11 protein-coding genes and 1 pseudogene are annotated in these 17,192 nt (G+C 55.9%); 4 read left to right on the forward strand and 8 right to left on the reverse strand.

Translation table 11 applies throughout. The annotated features are described in order from the left end of the window. Together O1724_RS18350 and O1724_RS18355 are read left to right on the forward strand one after the other, a co-directional pair. Positions 1-1,169: pseudogene (locus O1724_RS18350) on the forward strand (M20 aminoacylase family protein). A 27-nt stretch (positions 1,170-1,196) separates the two neighbouring features. After that, positions 1,197-2,594, forward strand: coding sequence for an MFS transporter (locus tag O1724_RS18355; RefSeq protein ID WP_045332260.1), 1,398 nt, complete (start codon positions 1,197-1,199; stop codon positions 2,592-2,594). Between the two features lie 17 nt (positions 2,595-2,611). On the opposite strand, the gene queE is transcribed toward O1724_RS18355, so the two are convergent. The 3 genes from queE to O1724_RS18370 are packed head-to-tail and all read right to left on the reverse strand — an operon-like array spanning position 2,612 to position 5,604. Next, on the reverse strand, positions 2,612-3,283 hold the full coding sequence (gene queE / locus O1724_RS18360; RefSeq protein ID WP_006811780.1) for a 7-carboxy-7-deazaguanine synthase QueE: 672 nt from the start codon (positions 3,281-3,283) through the stop codon (positions 2,612-2,614). Between the two features lie 54 nt (positions 3,284-3,337). Next, the gene (locus tag O1724_RS18365; RefSeq protein ID WP_126296838.1) at positions 3,338-4,045 is read right to left on the reverse strand and encodes an N-acetylmannosamine-6-phosphate 2-epimerase; all 708 of its coding nucleotides are present in this window, start codon (positions 4,043-4,045) and stop codon (positions 3,338-3,340) included. Then, entirely contained in the window at positions 4,045-5,604 is a 1,560-nt protein-coding gene (locus tag O1724_RS18370; RefSeq protein ID WP_061856291.1) for a maltose/glucose-specific PTS transporter subunit IIC, read from the reverse strand. The genes O1724_RS18365 and O1724_RS18370 overlap by 1 nt, the downstream gene beginning before the upstream one ends. Before the next feature lie 166 nt (positions 5,605-5,770). On the opposite strand from O1724_RS18370, the gene O1724_RS18375 reads away from it, so the two are divergent. Further along, complete coding sequence (locus O1724_RS18375) at positions 5,771-6,595, forward strand: MurR/RpiR family transcriptional regulator (RefSeq protein ID WP_032610051.1); 825 nt, start codon at positions 5,771-5,773, stop codon at positions 6,593-6,595. Between the two features lie 52 nt (positions 6,596-6,647). Here the strand turns inward: O1724_RS18375 and eno are convergent, their stop codons facing one another. The 5 genes from eno to rlmD all read right to left on the reverse strand — a co-directional run bounded on the left by eno (position 6,648) and on the right by rlmD (position 14,330). Then, on the reverse strand, positions 6,648-7,946 hold the full coding sequence (gene eno, locus O1724_RS18380; RefSeq protein WP_006811784.1) for a phosphopyruvate hydratase: 1,299 nt from the start codon (positions 7,944-7,946) through the stop codon (positions 6,648-6,650). An 82-nt stretch (positions 7,947-8,028) separates the two neighbouring features. Beyond that, the gene (gene pyrG / locus O1724_RS18385; protein ID WP_003862718.1) at positions 8,029-9,666 is read right to left on the reverse strand and encodes a glutamine hydrolyzing CTP synthase; all 1,638 of its coding nucleotides are present in this window, start codon (positions 9,664-9,666) and stop codon (positions 8,029-8,031) included. A gap of 223 nt (positions 9,667-9,889) precedes the next feature. Beyond that, positions 9,890-10,681: a nucleoside triphosphate pyrophosphohydrolase gene (gene mazG, locus O1724_RS18390; protein WP_032610052.1), complete on the reverse strand. Its 792-nt coding sequence runs from the start codon at positions 10,679-10,681 to the stop codon at positions 9,890-9,892. A 67-nt stretch (positions 10,682-10,748) separates the two neighbouring features. After that, positions 10,749-12,980 (reverse strand): GTP diphosphokinase, encoded by a 2,232-nt coding sequence (relA, locus tag O1724_RS18395; protein ID WP_003862722.1) that lies wholly within the window; start codon positions 12,978-12,980, stop codon positions 10,749-10,751. Positions 12,981-13,031: 51 nt separating this feature from the next. Next, on the reverse strand, positions 13,032-14,330 hold the full coding sequence (rlmD, locus tag O1724_RS18400; protein ID WP_003862724.1) for a 23S rRNA (uracil(1939)-C(5))-methyltransferase RlmD: 1,299 nt from the start codon (positions 14,328-14,330) through the stop codon (positions 13,032-13,034). 57 nt (positions 14,331-14,387) lie between these two features. Here rlmD and barA point away from each other — a divergent pair, with 57 nt between their 5' ends. Continuing rightward, the gene (gene barA, locus O1724_RS18405; protein WP_003862726.1) at positions 14,388-17,147 is read left to right on the forward strand and encodes a two-component sensor histidine kinase BarA; all 2,760 of its coding nucleotides are present in this window, start codon (positions 14,388-14,390) and stop codon (positions 17,145-17,147) included. The last annotated feature ends 45 nt before the right edge of the window (positions 17,148-17,192 follow it).

Here is a 17,192-nt window from a genome sequence, read left to right on the forward strand (position 1 = left end):
ATGACACATCCAATTATCGAAGCTCTGCGTGGCAACGAAGCTCGGTTCACTGAATTACGGCGCTATTTTCATCAGCATCCTGAAATTGGTTTTGAGGAGCACAACACGAGCGATCGCGTTGCTGCGCTGCTTCAGGAATGGGGATATGAGGTTCATCGCGGGCTGGCGAAAACCGGTGTGGTCGGCACACTGAAGGTGGGTAACGGGCATAAACGCCTGGGCCTGCGCGCCGATATGGATGCGCTGCCAATGCAGGAAAACAACGGCAAGGCGTGGAGCAGTACCGTTGAGGGTAAATTCCACGGCTGCGGTCATGACGGCCACACCACAACGCTCCTGTATGCAGCGGAGTACCTGGCACGCACCCGTAATTTTAACGGCACGCTGCACCTTATTTTTCAGCCCGCGGAAGAACTTCTGTATGGCGGACGCGTTATGGTAGAGGACGGTTTGTTTGACCTGTTCCCCTGCGACCACATCTTTGGTCTGCACAATATGCCGTCACAGCCCCTCGGAAAAATTGGTCTGCGCGATGGCGCCATGATGGCCTCTTCCGACACCCTTCATATTGAGGTTAACGGCGTGGGGGTCACGGTGCGGTGCCAGAACATACCGTTGACGCCACCCTGGTTGCCTGTCATATCACTATCGCGTTGCAGTCGATTGTTTCGCGCAACATTACCCCCTTCCAGCCAGCCGTCGTTACCGTAGGCAGCATTCAGGCCGGGCACGCCCCTAACATTATCAACGACAAAGTGTTGATGAAACTTACCGTGCGCACGCTGGATGAACGCGTGCGGCAAACCGTGCTACAGCGTATCCATGATATCGCCGTTGCACAGGCGGAAAGTTTCAATGCGACGGCCACCATTCGACACATTAACGGCAGCCCGGTACTGAAAAACAATCCGCAAGCCAACGAGATGGTGCGCAGCGTCGCCACCGATCTGTTCGGTCAGGATGCCGTCGCGGAGGTCAATGCGTTTATGGGCAGCGAGGACTTTGCTTTCATGCTCGAGAAAAATCCCAATGGATGCTATTTCACGCTTGGCGCCGGGGATGAGCCTGACCGCTGCATGGTACATAACCCGGGCTACGACTTTAACGACAACATTCTCCTCACCGGCGCGGCGCTGTGGGCCGCACTGACCGAACACTATCTGCGCTGATTCGCACCTTCCCGGGAGGGCTGCACTATGAGTACCGTTTCCCTGACAGGCGCATCCGCCTACGCCGGTAACGATCGGCTGCTGGCGGGTATCGTCATGAGCGTTCTGACATTCTGGCTGTTTGCCCAGTCGGTTATCAACGTGGTTCCGGCCATGCAGAATAGCCTCGATATTGCCCTCGAAACCCTTACGCTGGCCGTCAGCCTTAGCGCGTTGTTCAGCGGCTGTTTTGTCGTCGCCTGCGGTGGGTTTGCCGATAAGTATGGGCGCATGCGCCTGACCATGATTGGCCTGATACTGAGCATGATCGGGAGTGGTCTGCTGTTCATTTCATGGGAGCCCGTCCTGTTTCTGTTGGGAAGAGCGATACAGGGGCTATCAGCGGCCTGCATCATGCCCGCCACGCTGGCGCTGATTAAGACCTGGTATGACGGTAAAGCACGCCAGCGCGCCATCAGCTTTTGGGTTATCGGCTCCTGGGGCGGCAGTGGCCTGAGCTCGTTTGTGGGAGGCGCCATCGCCACCACGCTGGGCTGGCGCTGGATATTTATTTTCTCCATGGTGGTGGCTCTGGCCGCGCTATTGCTTATCCGCGCCACCCCGGAAAGCCGCAGCCCTGATGCGTGTCGACACAAACTGGATATCAGCGGCCTGGTGAGTTTTGTCCTTATGCTGGTGCTGTTCAATCTGTTTATTAGCAAAGGACACAGCTGGGGCTGGAGCAGCAGTTTATCGCTTCTTGTACTGTGTGGAGCCGTGATTGCACTGATGTGCTTTGTCGTTACCGGGCGGCGAAAAGGCGATGCGGCGCTGATCGATTTCGCCCTGTTTAAAAACCGGGCCTATAGCGCCTCGGTATTCTCAAATTTCCTGCTCAACGGCTGCATTGGCACCATGATGATCGCCAGCATCTGGTTGCAGCAAGGCCATCATCTGTCACCACTACAGACAGGCATGATGACGCTGGGGTATCTGGTTACCGTACTGGCGATGATCCGGGTGGGTGAAAAACTGCTTCAGCGCTATGGCGCCAGGCTGCCGATGATGACCGGCCCGCTGCTGACCGCAACAGGTATTTCGCTGATTTCATGCACCTTCTTAAGCAAAGAGGTCTACATTGTTACCGTTTTTCTGAGCAATATTTTATTTGGGCTGGGGCTCGGATGTTACGCCACGCCCTCAACGGACACGGCGGTAATGAATGCCCCTGAAAACAAAGTGGGGGTGGCTTCAGGGATCTATAAGATGGGCAGTTCCCTGGGCGGCGCAATGGGTATCGCGGTCACCGCATCGCTGTACGCGCTATGGCTGCCGATGGGAACGGCCAGTGCCGCGCAGTATGCCTTGCTTTTCAACAGTGCGATTTGCCTTGGGTCGGCAGTCGTGACCTGGGCTTTACTGCCAACAACAAAAGCCCCGCGTTAAGCGGGGCCACAAAAGTATCAGGCAATGTTCAGATATTTGTGCGTCTGCATCGACAGCCGCCAGTTGCGGGCGATACAGGTTTCAATGCACAGACGGGTCGCATCGTCTTTCTGGCTGATAGGCTGTAGCGCGATCACGCGCTGCTTTTCGTCCGTCAGCGTCGCCAGCAGTTCATCCAGCGCTTCGATGTCACGCACGCGCCCCACCGGATGTTTGATCTCATCAGCACGCTCAAGCGCCTGCGACAGTACGTCATACCCGCCGCGCATATTCACTTTCGGTGAAACCGTTACCCACGTTGAATGGGAGCAGCGCACTTCATGGGTACCGCTGGTTTCAATCTGACAGCTATAGCCGTTCTTTTCGAGCAGTTCGGTGAGCGGCATCAGATCGTGAATGCAGGGTTCCCCGCCGGTGATCACCACGTGCCGCGCCGTCCAGCCCTGACGACCAATAATGGCAAGCAGATCTTCCGCGCTGCCCGCGCCCCATTTATCGCTCTCTTTGGTTTTCGCCAGAATGCTGAACAGCGACACTTCCCGATCTGCGAGCTTATCCCACGTATGTTTGGTATCACACCAGGCGCAGCCAACCGGGCATCCCTGTAAACGAATAAAGATAGCGGGAACGCCGGTAAAGTAACCCTCGCCTTGAAGGGTCTGGAACATCTCGTTAATCGGGTACTGCATAGTCAACTCTGTTAAGGGGATAAACGATAAGTATCGCAGATCCCCGTCAGATGATCATGCTCCATCGGTGCTTTGCGCGTCAATTGCCGCCATAAACCGTTCCGTAATTTGCTGCGGTCGGGTGATCGCCCCGCCGACGACAACCGTGTGCGCCCCCAGCGCCAGACACCTGGCCGCGCGATCGGGGGTATTCACGTTACCTTCGGCAATCACGGGGATCGTGACGGCAGACAGCACCTCTTTCAAAAACGCGCAGTCATTTTCCGGTAGCGAATGGCCCGCGGTCTCCGCCGTATAACCGTAAAGGGTGGTTCCGACACAATCAAACCCCAGCGCCTGCGCGGTCACGGCCTCCTGCACGGTGGCAATATCCGCCATCAGCAGCAGCGAAGGGTAACGGGTGCGGATCTGCGCGATCAGCATGTCCAGCGATACGCCACCGGGCCGTTTCCGGGCGGTCGCATCCAGCGCAACGATCTCCGGGGCGACCGCCATCAGCTCATCCACTTCTTTGAGCGTCGCGGTGATGAACACCTCGCTGTCCGGATAGTCTCGTTTGATGATGCCGATGACCGGCAGTGAGACCAGCCCTTTGATAGCCTCGATATCCACCACGCTATTGGCGCGGATCGCAGCGGCACCGCCCTGGGCCGCCGCCAGCGCCATTCGCGACATAATAAACGGGCTGTGCAGCGGTTCGTTTTCCAGCGCCTGGCAGGAGACGACCAGTTTTCCTTTCAGGTTATCCAGTACAGTTTTCATTACGATAAGATCTCTTCCACTTCGTTTTTGATAATGGTGACGTGCGGGCCATAGATGACCTGAACCCCGTTACCGCGCACGATGACGCCGCGCGCGCCGGTCGCTTTCAGTGCAGATTCATTGACTTTGCTACCGTCTTTCACCGTGACGCGAAGGCGCGTGGCGCAGCAGTCAACGTCATCCAGATTGTCTTTTCCTCCCAGCCCGGCGATCACCGCCGCGGCGCGCTCGCTTTGCGGCAGGGTAGCCTCGTCAGCCAACGCCTCCTTTTCACGGCCCGGCGTGGCAAAATCAAAACGTTTGATCAGATAGCGGAAGGTACAGTAGTAAAGGAAGAACCACGGTACGCCCACCAGCGGGACGAACATCCAGTTAGTTTTCGCTTCCCCCTGCAAAATGCCGAACAGCACGAAATCAATAAACCCGCCGGAGAAAGTTTGTCCGATGGTGATGTGCAGAATGTGCGCGAGCATGAACGCCAGCCCGTCAAACAGCGCATGAATGACGTACAGCACCGGGGCAATAAACAGGAATGAGAACTCGACAGGCTCAGTAATGCCGGTCAGGAAAGAAGTTAACGCCGCAGAAAGCAGCAGCCCGGCGACGCGCTTCTTATTCTCCGGCCTGGCCGTGTGGTACATCGCAAGGCAGGCGCCCAGCAGGCCAAACATCATGGTAATAAAGCGCCCGGACATGAAGCGCGACGTGCCCTCATAGAAATGCTGCGTGTTCGGGTCGGCGAGCTGGGCGAAGAAGATCCGCTGTGTGCCCTCAACCAGGTGACCGTTAACAATTTCACTGCCGCCAAGCGCGGTGGTCCAGAACGGAAGATAGAAGATGTGGTGCAAACCAAACGGGCCAAGCATGCGCAGGATAAAACCGTACAGCAGGGTGCCCAGATAGCCGGTGGCGTCCACCAGACCGCCGAGGCCAAAGATCAGCTTCTGGAAGTGCGGCCAAACAACGGTCATGAGCGCCCCGACGAGTATCGCCGCCAGCGAGCTGATAATCGGAACAAAGCGCGAGCCGCCAAAAAAGCCCAGGAATTGCGGAAGCGCGATTTTATTAAATCGATGATGCAGTGCGCAGGTCACCAGCCCAATAACTACCCCACCAAACACGCCCGTTTCAAGCGTCTGAATACCCAGCGTCATGCCCTGCCCTACGGCGCCCGGGTTCTCATGCGCCAGTTTTCCGGTCAGGATCAGCAGCGCATTGATAGTGGCATTCATCACCAGATAAGCGAGCAACGCCGCCAGCCCTGCCGTGCCTTTATCATTTTTCGCCAGCCCAACGGCGACCCCAACAGCAAACAGTACCGACAGGTTTGCAAACACAATCGAGCCTGCGCTGCTCATGATGGTAAAGATGGCCTGTAGCCAGCCAACGTCTAAAAATGGATACGCGGTAAGCGTATTCGGATTCGATAGCGCCCCGCCGATCCCCAGCAACAGACCTGCTGCGGGCAGTATGGCGATGGGTAACATAAAGGATTTGCCAAAGCGCTGCGCTTTTTCAAACCATCCGCCGGAAGACGCTCCGCTGAACATTTGCATCATTTTTTTATCCCCCTGGTTGTTGATGAAAATTTTTACCACATATATTTTTAATTGTGAAAATTACCACCAAAAACCAGGACGCCGATCATACTTTTTCGAAATGACTGGCATCTCTCCCCCGCTTTCCGCCACACTAGTTGGCAGAGAAACGCATTAAGGATCTAGCATGTCGGACCATGAAAACCTGCTGCTGAAGCTACGCCAGGAGGCTTCCGGGTACAGCCCAACGCAACAAAAACTGGGGGAGTTTGTTCTCAACGATCCTGCCAGGGTGCTCTACCTGACGATCACCGAGCTGGCGCGTGAAAGCGGCACCAGCGAGGCCAGCGTCACACGCCTTTGCCGCACGCTGGGCTGTAAGGGGTATAACGAATTTAAAATGGCGCTTGCGCTGGATATTCAGCAGGGTTTGCCTGAGCGTCAGGCAGGAGATGCAATAGATAACGTGGTGGATGAGTCTGTCCAGGCGCTGCAAGATACCGCAAAACTCCTCGACCGGGCCCAACTTGAACAGGCGACACTGGCCCTGCATCAGGCGCAGTCAGTGCAAATTTACGGGGTGGCCGCCAGCGCGATACTCGGGGAATATCTGCATTACAAGCTCCTGCGGCTGGGCAAACCCGCGCAGCTGTTTAGCGATATGCATCGCGCGGCCATGAATGCGGCAACGCTGTCTGACGAGACGCTGGTGGTCGCTATCTCAAGTTCGGGATCGACCCGCGATTTACTCCACGTCGTGAAGCTAGCCCGCAAGCGGGGCGTTAAGGTACTGGCGCTCAGCAATACGCCCCGCAGCCCGCTGGCCTCCCTGAGCGATTTACAGCTGGTTGCAGCCAAACCCGAGGGACCGCTGAGCGCGGGTGCGCTCAATGCCAAGGTTGGCGTGATGCTGCTGGTTGAACTGCTAACCACTTCCCTTATTGCAGTAGACAGCCATTACGGTGACGTTAGCCAGCAAACGGCAAGCGCCACGTTGCCGCTTCTGCTATAGAAAACAAAAAACCCGCCGAAGCGGGTTTTTTCGTAAGAACGAAGGTTCAGGCTTATGCCTGGCCTTTGATCTCTTTACGACCGTTGTAAGGTGCTTTTTCGCCCAGCGCTTCTTCGATACGAATCAGCTGGTTGTATTTAGCAACACGGTCAGAACGGCTCATAGAACCGGTTTTGATCTGGCCAGCAGCGGTACCAACAGCCAGGTCAGCGATGGTAGCATCTTCAGTTTCGCCAGAACGGTGAGAGATAACCGCGGTGTAGCCAGCGTCTTTCGCCATTTTGATCGCAGCCAGCGTTTCGGTCAGAGAACCGATCTGGTTGAATTTGATCAGGATGGAGTTAACGATACCTTTCTCGATGCCTTCTTTCAGGATCTTGGTGTTGGTTACGAACAGATCGTCACCAACCAGCTGGATTTTGTCGCCCAGTACTTTGGTCTGGTATGCGAAACCATCCCAGTCAGACTCGTCCAGACCGTCTTCGATAGAAACGATTGGGTACTGTTTGGTCAGGTCTTCCAGGAAGTGGGTGAACTCTTCAGAGGTGAACGCTTTGTTGCCTTCGCCAGCCAGAACGTATTTACCGTCTTTGTAGAATTCAGATGCTGCGCAGTCCATCGCCAGGGTGATGTCTTTGCCCAGCTCGTAGCCTGCTGCTTTAACCGCTTCAGCGATAACAGCCAGTGCTTCTGCGTTAGAACCCAGGTTTGGCGCGTAGCCGCCTTCGTCACCAACAGCCGTGTTCATACCTTTAGCTTTCAGAACTTTAGCCAGGTTGTGGAACACTTCAGAACCCATACGTACCGCTTCTTTCAGGGTTTTCGCGCCAACTGGCTGAATCATGAATTCCTGAATATCAACGTTGTTGTCTGCGTGCTCACCACCGTTGATGATGTTCATCATTGGTACAGGCATAGAGTATTTGCCTGGGGTGCCGTTCAGTTCAGCGATGTGCTCGAACAGTGGCATGCCTTTAGCTGCTGCTGCCGCTTTGGCGTTCGCCAGGGAAACCGCCAGGATTGCGTTCGCACCGAAGTTAGATTTGTTTTCAGTACCGTCCAGATCGATCATGATCTTGTCGATGCCAGCCTGATCTTTAGCATCTTTGCCAACGATAGCCTGAGCAATAGGACCGTTAACAGCGCCAACCGCTTTCAGTACGCCTTTGCCCATGAAACGGGATTTGTCGCCATCACGCAGTTCCAGCGCTTCGCGGGAACCTGTAGAAGCACCTGATGGAGCCGCTGCCATACCGACGAAACCACCTTCCAGATGAACTTCAGCTTCAACGGTCGGGTTACCACGGGAGTCGATGATTTCACGACCGATGACTTTAACGATTTTGGACATTAGATTTTCCTCAGTACAAGTTAAACTAAAACTCCAGACAAACAACGCGTACCAAAGGTACGCGTTGCCGTTCTAACTTTTTTTACTTCGCCTGACGCTTCTGGTACTCGCTGGCGGCTTTCACGAAGCCTGCAAACAGCGGATGCCCGTCACGCGGCGTTGAAGTAAATTCCGGGTGGAATTGGCAGGCCACGAACCACGGATGGTTAGGCACTTCGATGATCTCGACTAACTGATCATCCCCGGAACGGCCCGCAACACGCAGACCCGCAGCTTCAATTTGTTTCAACAACATGTTGTTGACTTCATAGCGGTGACGATGGCGCTCGGTGATGACCGGCTCGCCGTACAGCTTGCGTACCACGCTATCGTCGGACAGCTGGCAGGCCTGTGCGCCAAGACGCATGGTGCCACCCAGATCGCTCTTCTCGGTACGGACTTCGACGTTACCGTCTTCGTCGCGCCATTCCGTAATCAGCGCCACAACAGGGTACTTACAGTCTGGCACAAATTCCGTAGAGTTCGCGTTTTCCATTCCCGCTACGTTGCGCGCAAATTCAATCAGCGCAACCTGCATACCCAGGCAGATACCGAGGTATGGAATATTGTTTTCACGCGCATAGCGTGCAGTGGCGATCTTGCCTTCAACACCACGGTAGCCGAAGCCGCCAGGGATGAGAATCGCATCCAGATCTTTGAGAATTTCGACGCCGCGCGTCTCCACATCCTGCGAATCAATCAGCTTGATGTTCACAGAGACGCGATTCTTCAGACCACCGTGTTTCAGCGCTTCGATAACTGACTTATAGGCATCTGGCAGTTCGATGTACTTGCCGACCATACCGATAGTCACTTCGCCGCCCGGATTGGCTTCTTCGTAAATTACCTGCTCCCATTCAGACAGGTTAGCTTCCGGACAGTTCAAGCTGAATCGTTTACAAATATAATCGTCCAGACCCTGTGATTTCAACAGGCCCGGGATTTTATAAATGGAATCGACATCTTTCATTGAAATAACGGCTTTTTCAGGCACGTTACAGAACAATGCAATTTTCGCACGTTCGTTCGCCGGAATCGCGCGATCGGAACGGCAAACCAGGATGTCAGGCTGAATACCGATGGAGAGCAGCTCTTTAACAGAGTGCTGAGTCGGTTTGGTTTTCACTTCACCTGCTGCCGCCATGTAAGGCACCAGCGTCAGGTGCATGAACAGCGCGTGCTCACGACCAATATCTACCGCCAGCTGACGAATCGCTTCGAGGAATGGCAGGGATTCGATATCCCCCACGGTACCGCCGATTTCAACCAGCACAACGTCATGCCCTTCGCCACCGGCAAGGACACGCTCTTTAATGGCGTTAGTGATGTGTGGGATGACCTGCACGGTCGCGCCCAGGTAGTCACCACGGCGCTCTTTACGCAGAACGTCAGAGTAGATACGGCCAGTCGTAAAGTTGTTACGACGGGTCATTTTGGTACGGATGAAACGCTCGTAGTGGCCAAGATCCAGATCGGTTTCAGCGCCGTCTTCAGTAACGAACACTTCCCCGTGTTGGGTTGGGCTCATGGTGCCAGGATCGACGTTGATGTACGGATCCAGTTTCATCATGGTCACATTGAGGCCACGGGCTTCAAGAATGGCTGCGAGGGAGGCTGCGGCAATGCCTTTACCCAGAGAGGATACGACCCCGCCGGTCACAAAAATATAGTTCGTTGTCATGCTGAACCTGAGAAGTTAGGGTGAAACGATGGAATAACCAGGACGGGAAAGTAGTATACCCGAACACGACGAGCGCCACAAACTTTCATTCTCCGTCTCCATTCCAGGCCATGACAAACATAAGGAGTGAGAAAATAGCCCCTTTTGGGTAAATGTTTTTGACGCAAATCAAGCGCTTGTCATTTAAAAAATCACACAAATTGCGCTTGATCGCAAAATCTCGTTAGAGATCATGTTCCTGGCGTTTTACTTCCTGCCAGACTTCTTCCATCGCGTCGAGGTCAATCCCGCTCATTTCCAGGCCGCGCGAGGCCACAATCCGCTCAACTTCGCGAAAGCGTCGTTCGAATTTAATGTTCGCTTTTTGCAGGGCGGTTTCCGCTTTTACACCGAGGTGGCGTGAAAGGTTGACGGTTGCAAACAGCAGATCGCCCATCTCCTCTTCCAGCTTTGCTTCATCCACAACGGCCTGCTGCGCTTCATGCATCACTTCGTCGATCTCTTCGTGTACTTTTTCCAGCACCGGGCCGAGAGAGGTCCAGTCAAACCCTACCGCCGAGCAGCGCTTTTGAATTTTGTGCGCGCGCATCAGCGCGGGAAGGTTCAGGGGAATGTCGTCCAGCGCCGAGTGCTGGGATTTTTCAGCGCGTTCAGCGCTTTTTATCTGCTCCCAGCGCGCCAGCACTTCCACACTGTTACCTGCGGAGGCATCACCAAAGATATGCGGATGACGACGCTCCAGCTTGTCGCTGATAGCGGCGCAGATATCGTCAAAGTTAAAGCGCCCCTCTTCCTGCGCCATCTGCGCGTAGAACACCACCTGGAACAGCAGGTCGCCCAGCTCACCGCGCAGATCGTCGAAATCCTCTCGCGAAATGGCGTCCAGCACTTCGTAGGTCTCTTCCAGCGTGTAAGGCGCAATGGTGGCGAAAGTCTGCTCTTTATCCCACGGGCAGCCGTTTTCCGGGTCGCGCAGGCGTTTCATGATGCCGAGCAGGCGGTCGATTTGAGTCATAACAGATTCCATTAAATGCCTGAGCCGGGTGGCGGCGTTGCCTTACCCGGCCTACAGAAGAGGATGTTTAGCCGCCGTGCAGACGACGCGCGTCAATCACATCCGGCACCTGGTTCAGTTTGCCGAGTACGCGGCCCAGCACCTGAAGGTTATAGATTTCGATAGTCATATCGATGGTGGCAAGCTGCTCGCGGGTATCGCTGCGGCTGGCAACGCCCAGCACGTTGACCTTCTCGTTGGCGAGAATGGTGGTGATGTCGCGCAGCAGGCCGCTGCGGTCGTTGGCAGTGACGCGCACCACCAGCGAGTAACCCGCCGAGTAGCTCTCCCCCCAGACGGCTTCCACGATACGTTCCGGCGCATGCGATTGCAGCTCTGCAAGCTGGTCGCAGTCGGAGCGGTGAATTGAGATCCCGCGCCCCTGGGTGATAAAGCCGACAATATCATCTCCCGGGATCGGCTGGCAGCAGCGGGCAATGTGGTGCATCAGGTTACCCACCCCTTCAACCACCACGCGGCCATTGTCCTTGCTGCGCTGCTGCGGAGCGTAGGTTTTCTGCTGGAGCTGTTTCAGGGCTGCCGCATCCTGCTCTGCCGCGCTTGGCTTGTTGAACTGCGCTTGCAGGAAGTTCACCATCTGGTTCAGGCGGATATCACCGCCGCCAATCGCCGCTAACAGTTCGTCGAGCTCGTTGAAGTTGTAGCGCGGCAGCAGGAACTTCTCCGCTTCTTTCAGGCTAATGCCAATATGTTCCAGCTCGTCGTCCAGGATCTGGCGACCGGCAAGGATGTTCTTGTCACGATCCTGCTTACGGAACCAGGCGTGAATTTTTGAGCGCCCACGGCTGGTGGTAACGTAACCGAGGTTCGGGTTCAGCCAGTCGCGGCTTGGGTTTGGCTGCTTCTGGGTGATGATTTCAATCTGATCGCCCATCTGGAGCTGGTAGGTAAACGGTACGATACGTCCGCCGATCTTCGCCCCGATGCAACGGTGCCCCACATCGCTGTGGATGTGGTAGGCGAAATCGAGCGGCGTGGAGCCTGCCGGCAAATCCACCACGTCCCCTTTCGGGGTAAAGACGTAGACGCGATCGTCGAAGACCTGACTGCGCACTTCGTCGAGCATTTCGCCGGAGTCGGCCATCTCTTCCTGCCACGCAATCAGCTTACGCAGCCAGGCGATACGGTCCTCGTGACCGGAGCGACCGCCGCCGGAGGTACCCTCTTTGTATTTCCAGTGCGCCGCCACGCCCAGCTCGGCGTCTTCGTGCATCTGTTTGGTACGGATCTGAATTTCCACCGTTTTGCCGCCAGGGCCGAGCACCACGGTATGAATAGACTGATAGCCGTTTGGTTTCGGGTTCGCGACGTAGTCATCGAACTCATCCGGCAGATGGCGGAAGTGAGTATGCACTATCCCCAGCGCGGCATAGCAGTCCTGAAGACGCTCCGCCACGATACGCACCGCGCGCACGTCAAACAGCTCGTCAAAGGCGAGGTGTTTCTTCTGCATTTTGCGCCAGATGCTGTAGATGTGCTTTGGACGCCCGTAGACCTCGGCGCGCACATTCTCCTCTTTCATCGACTGGCGCAGCCCGCTGACAAATTCCTCGATATAGTGCTCGCGGTCAATGCGGCGTTCGTGCAGCAATTTTGCAATGCGTTTGTATTCCGCCGGATGCAGGTAGCGGAAGCAGTAATCTTCCAGCTCCCACTTCAGTTGCCCGATACCCAGACGGTTCGCCAGCGGCGCATAGATATTCGTACACTCTTTGGCGGCCAGGACGCGCTCGTCTTCCGGCGCATCCTTTACTTCACGCAGATGGGCAACCCGTTCGGCCAGCTTGATCACCACGCAGCGGAAATCATCTACCATCGCCAGCAGCATACGACGAACGTTATCCACCTGCTCGGAAGAGACAGAGTCAGTTTGCGCGGCTTTAAGCTGACGAATGGCTGCCATATCACGCACGCCGTGGATGAGCGCCACGACGGACTGGCCGACGCTTTCACGCAGGACGTCTTCCGTCACCACGTCGGCGTCCGCCAGGGGGAACAGTAGTGCGGCCTGTAGCGTTTCGATGTCCATGTTCAGCATGGAGAGAATTTCAACCATCTCCACGCCGCGCCACAACAGCAGTTCAGCGTCCGGATGCCCCTGCGTTGTGCGTAAACAATAGGCCCAGGTTTCGGTTAAGCGTTCACACGACTGCTGGCTGGAAATCCCCAGACTTGCGATCCATTTTTGAGGGTCAAACTCACCAGCTTTATTTAAATGTGCACTTCTTACCGCAACCATCGTCCTCTCCTTTAGGGACAAGGGCCTGTCGAAGTCGACAAGCCAAACTCATTAGATGTGCTCGAACAACACCATCGATTCCAGATGACCAGTGTGCGGGAACATGTCCAGCATTGCCAGACGCCGAATCTGGTAACCCCCGCTCAATAATGCTTCGCTGTCACGGGCAAGCGTCGCCGGGTTACAGGAAACATAGACCACGCGTTCAGGCGCGAGTTTAATTATATGCTGCATCACGCCTGGCGCACCTGCGCGCGCCGGATCGAGCAGGATCTTATCAAAGCCCTGCTTAGCCCACGGTTGCTGAGTGACATCATCCTCAAGATTTTGATGAAAGAATGTCACATTTTGCAAACCGTTCTGTTGGGCGTTCTCCTGGCCTTTCGCCACCAGCGCCTCAACGCCTTCCACTCCGACCACGCTTGCTGCTCTGCGGGCCAGCGGCAGGGTAAAGTTCCCCATGCCGCAGAACAGATCGAGCACCCGGTCAGTGGGCTGTACGTCGAGCCATTCCAGCGCATTCGCCACCATCTGTTGGTTCACGCCGTCGTTGACCTGGATAAAATCCCGCGGGCTGAACGTTAAGCGTAGCCCGTCTGACGCATACCAGGGCGCTTCTCCGCTGACCTGCTCAAGTATCTCGCTTTGCGGCGCGAGGAAAAGCGCAAGCTCATGAGAATGCGAAAAGCGTTCCAGTTTTTCGCGATCCGCCTTTGACAGCGGCGCGGTGTGGCGCAGCACCATCAGCGGGGCACTGTTGGCCAACACCAGTTCGACATGGCCGAGCGAACGCACGCCATCCAGCGATGCAAGACAGTGGTGCACGTCCGGGAGCAATGCCTCAAGATGGGGCACCAAAACAGGGCACTGCGTGACAGAGACGATATCGCTGGAGCCGGCTTTGCGAAACCCCATCTCCAGCCGCTCGGTTTTGGGCTGGTAGCTGAGGCTCAGGCGAGCGCGGCGACGGTAGCCCCAGGGCCGATCGGCAATGATGTCATTCACGTCGTGTCCGACCAGGCGGGCCAGCGCGCTGCTTTTACTTTTTTGCTGTAATTCAGTGCTGGCATGCTGTTGCTGGCAGCCACCGCAGACGCCAAAATGGGGGCAGCGAGGCGTCACGCGCTCCGGGCTATCATTAAGACGGCGCTTGACCTGACCGCGCGCATACTGACGTTTGTCTTCCGTCAGCGTAATATCTGCACGTTCTCCTGGCAGCAAACCTGTGATAAACAGTGTTTTACCCTTGTGTCGCGCCACCCCCTGTCCAAAAGGATCGAGGTCAGAGGCTTCAACAGTTATGATCTGACGCGTCGTCACGCGTCGTTTTGCAGAGTAGAATTGCGCCATCGCCGAGATTGTTCTCAAATAAACATAATTAGCCTGATTGTCCCATAACGGAACTCCATGACCAACTACAGCCTGCGCGCGCGCATGATGATTTTGATCCTCGCTCCTACCGTTCTCATCGGTTTGCTGCTGAGCATTTTCTTTGTGGTGCATCGCTATAACGATTTGCAGAGACAGCTTGAAGATGCCGGGGCCAGCATTATCGAACCGCTGGCCGTCTCCAGCGAGTACGGTATGAACCTGCAAAACCGTGAATCCATTGGTCAGTTAATCAGCGTGCTGCACCGCCGTCATTCAGAGATTGTGCGCGCCATTTCCGTTTACGATGAGCATAACCGTCTGTTCGTCACCTCGAATTTCCATCTGGATCCCACGTCGCTGAAAATCCCGGATGGTACCCCCTTCCCGCGTCATCTTACGGTGTTGCGGCGAGGCGATATCATGATCCTGCGCACGCCGATTATCTCCGAAAGCTATTCACCCGATGAATCCGCCCAGTCCGATGCGAAGTCCAGCAATAATATGCTGGGATATGTGGCGCTGGAGCTGGATCTTAAGTCGGTACGGCTCCAGCAGTACAAAGAAATATTCATCTCCGGCGTGATGATGCTGTTCTGCATCGGCATAGCGCTGATCTTCGGCTGGCGACTGATGCGCGACGTCACGGGGCCTATCCGCAACATGGTGAATACCGTTGACCGGATCCGCCGGGGTCAGCTCGACAGCCGCGTGGAAGGCTTTATGCTCGGCGAGCTGGATATGCTGAAAAACGGCATCAACTCAATGGCGATGTCGCTGGCGGCTTATCACGAAGAGATGCAGCACAACGTTGACCAGGCCACCTCTGACCTGCGCGAAACGCTGGAGCAGATGGAGATCCAGAACGTGGAGCTGGATCTGGCGAAAAAACGTGCTCAGGAGGCGGCGCGTATTAAGTCTGAATTCCTGGCGAACATGTCGCACGAGCTGCGCACGCCGCTGAACGGGGTGATTGGCTTTACCCGTCTGACGCTCAAAAGCGAGCTTAACCCAACCCAGCGTGACCATCTGCATACCATTGAACGCTCAGCCAATAACCTGCTGACCATTATTAACGACGTACTGGACTTCTCGAAGCTGGAAGCGGGCAAGCTGATTCTGGAGAGTATTCCCTTCCCGCTGCGCAGCACGCTGGATGACGTGGTCACGCTTCTTGCCCACTCATCGCATGATAAGGGTCTGGAACTGACGCTCAATATTAAAAATGATGTGCCGGATAACGTCATTGGCGACCCGCTGCGCCTGCAACAGGTCATTACCAATCTGGTGGGCAACGCGATTAAGTTCACCGAGAGCGGCAACATCGACATTCTGGTCGAAAAAAGGGCGCTCAGTAATAACAAAGTCCAGATTGAAGTGCAGATCCGGGATACCGGCATCGGTATTCCGGAGCGCGATCAGACGCGTCTGTTCCAGGCTTTCCGCCAGGCCGATGCGAGCATTTCCCGTCGTCACGGCGGAACGGGCCTGGGGCTGGTGATCACCCAAAAGCTGGTGAAAGAGATGGGAGGCGATATCTCCTTCCACAGCCAGCCTAACCGGGGCTCAACCTTCTGGTTCCATATCAACCTTGATCTTAACCCGAACGTGCAGACCGACGGCCCGGTCACCGGGTGCCTGAAGGGGATGCGTCTGGCCTATGTGGAACCGAACGCCGCGGCAGCGCAGTGTACGCTTGATGTATTAAGCAGCACGCCGCTGGAGGTCATCTACAGCCCGACCTTCTCCGCGCTGGCGAACGATCATTACGATATCCTGTTGTTGGGGATTCCGGTGACGTTTACCGGAGAACTGACCATGCAGCAGGAACGCCTGGCGAAGGCGGCCTCAATGACGGACTACCTGCTGCTGGCGCTGCCGTGCCACGCCCAAATCAACGCCGAAGAGCTGAAAAACGACGGAGCGGCGGCGTGTCTGCTGAAACCCCTCACCGCCACACGGCTGTTACCTGCGTTGACGGAATATTGCCGTCTGACGCATCAGTCCCTGCCGCTGGAAAACGACGAACATAAGCTGCCGATGACGGTGATGGCCGTGGACGATAACCCGGCGAATCTGAAGCTGATTGGCGTACTGCTTGAGGATCAGGTTCAGCATGTTGAGCTGTGTACCAGCGGCGCCGAAGCCGTGGAACAAGCCAAACAGATGCAGTTCGACCTGATCCTGATGGATATTCAGATGCCGGGCATGGATGGCATCCGCGCCTGCGAGTTGATTCGCCAGCTTCCGCACCAGCAGCAGACGCCGGTGATTGCCGTGACGGCGCACGCGATGGCGGGGCAAAAGGAGAAACTGCTGGGTGCGGGCATGAACGATTATCTGGCGAAACCGATCGACGAAGAGAAGCTGCACAGCCTGCTGCTGCGCTACAAGCCGGGGCACATTGGCGGGACATACACCATTACAGCTGAATCGCCGGAGATCAGCGTTAACCAGAATGCCACGTTTGACTGGCAACTGGCGCTGCGCCAGGCGGCAGGCAAACCCGATCTGGCCCGCGATATGCTGCAAATGCTGGTGGACTTCCTGCCTGAGATCCGTAACAAGGTTGAAGAACAGCTGGTGGGTGAAAACCCCGAAGGACTGCTGGAAGCCATTCATAAACTGCATGGCAGCTGCGGCTACAGCGGCGTACCGCGGTTGAAAAATCTCTGCCAGCTGCTTGAACAGCAGCTCCGCGCGGGTACGCCAGAATCCGATCTCGAACCGGAGTTCCTGGAGCTGCTGGACGAGATGGACAACGTGACGCGGGAAGCAATGAAGGTGTTGGGGAGCTAAGACCAAAGCCCGGTGGCGCTTCGCTTACCGGGCCTACAGGAGCAC

The sequence above is a fragment of the Enterobacter cloacae complex sp. HYC074_NIDB genome (assembly GCF_056673345.1).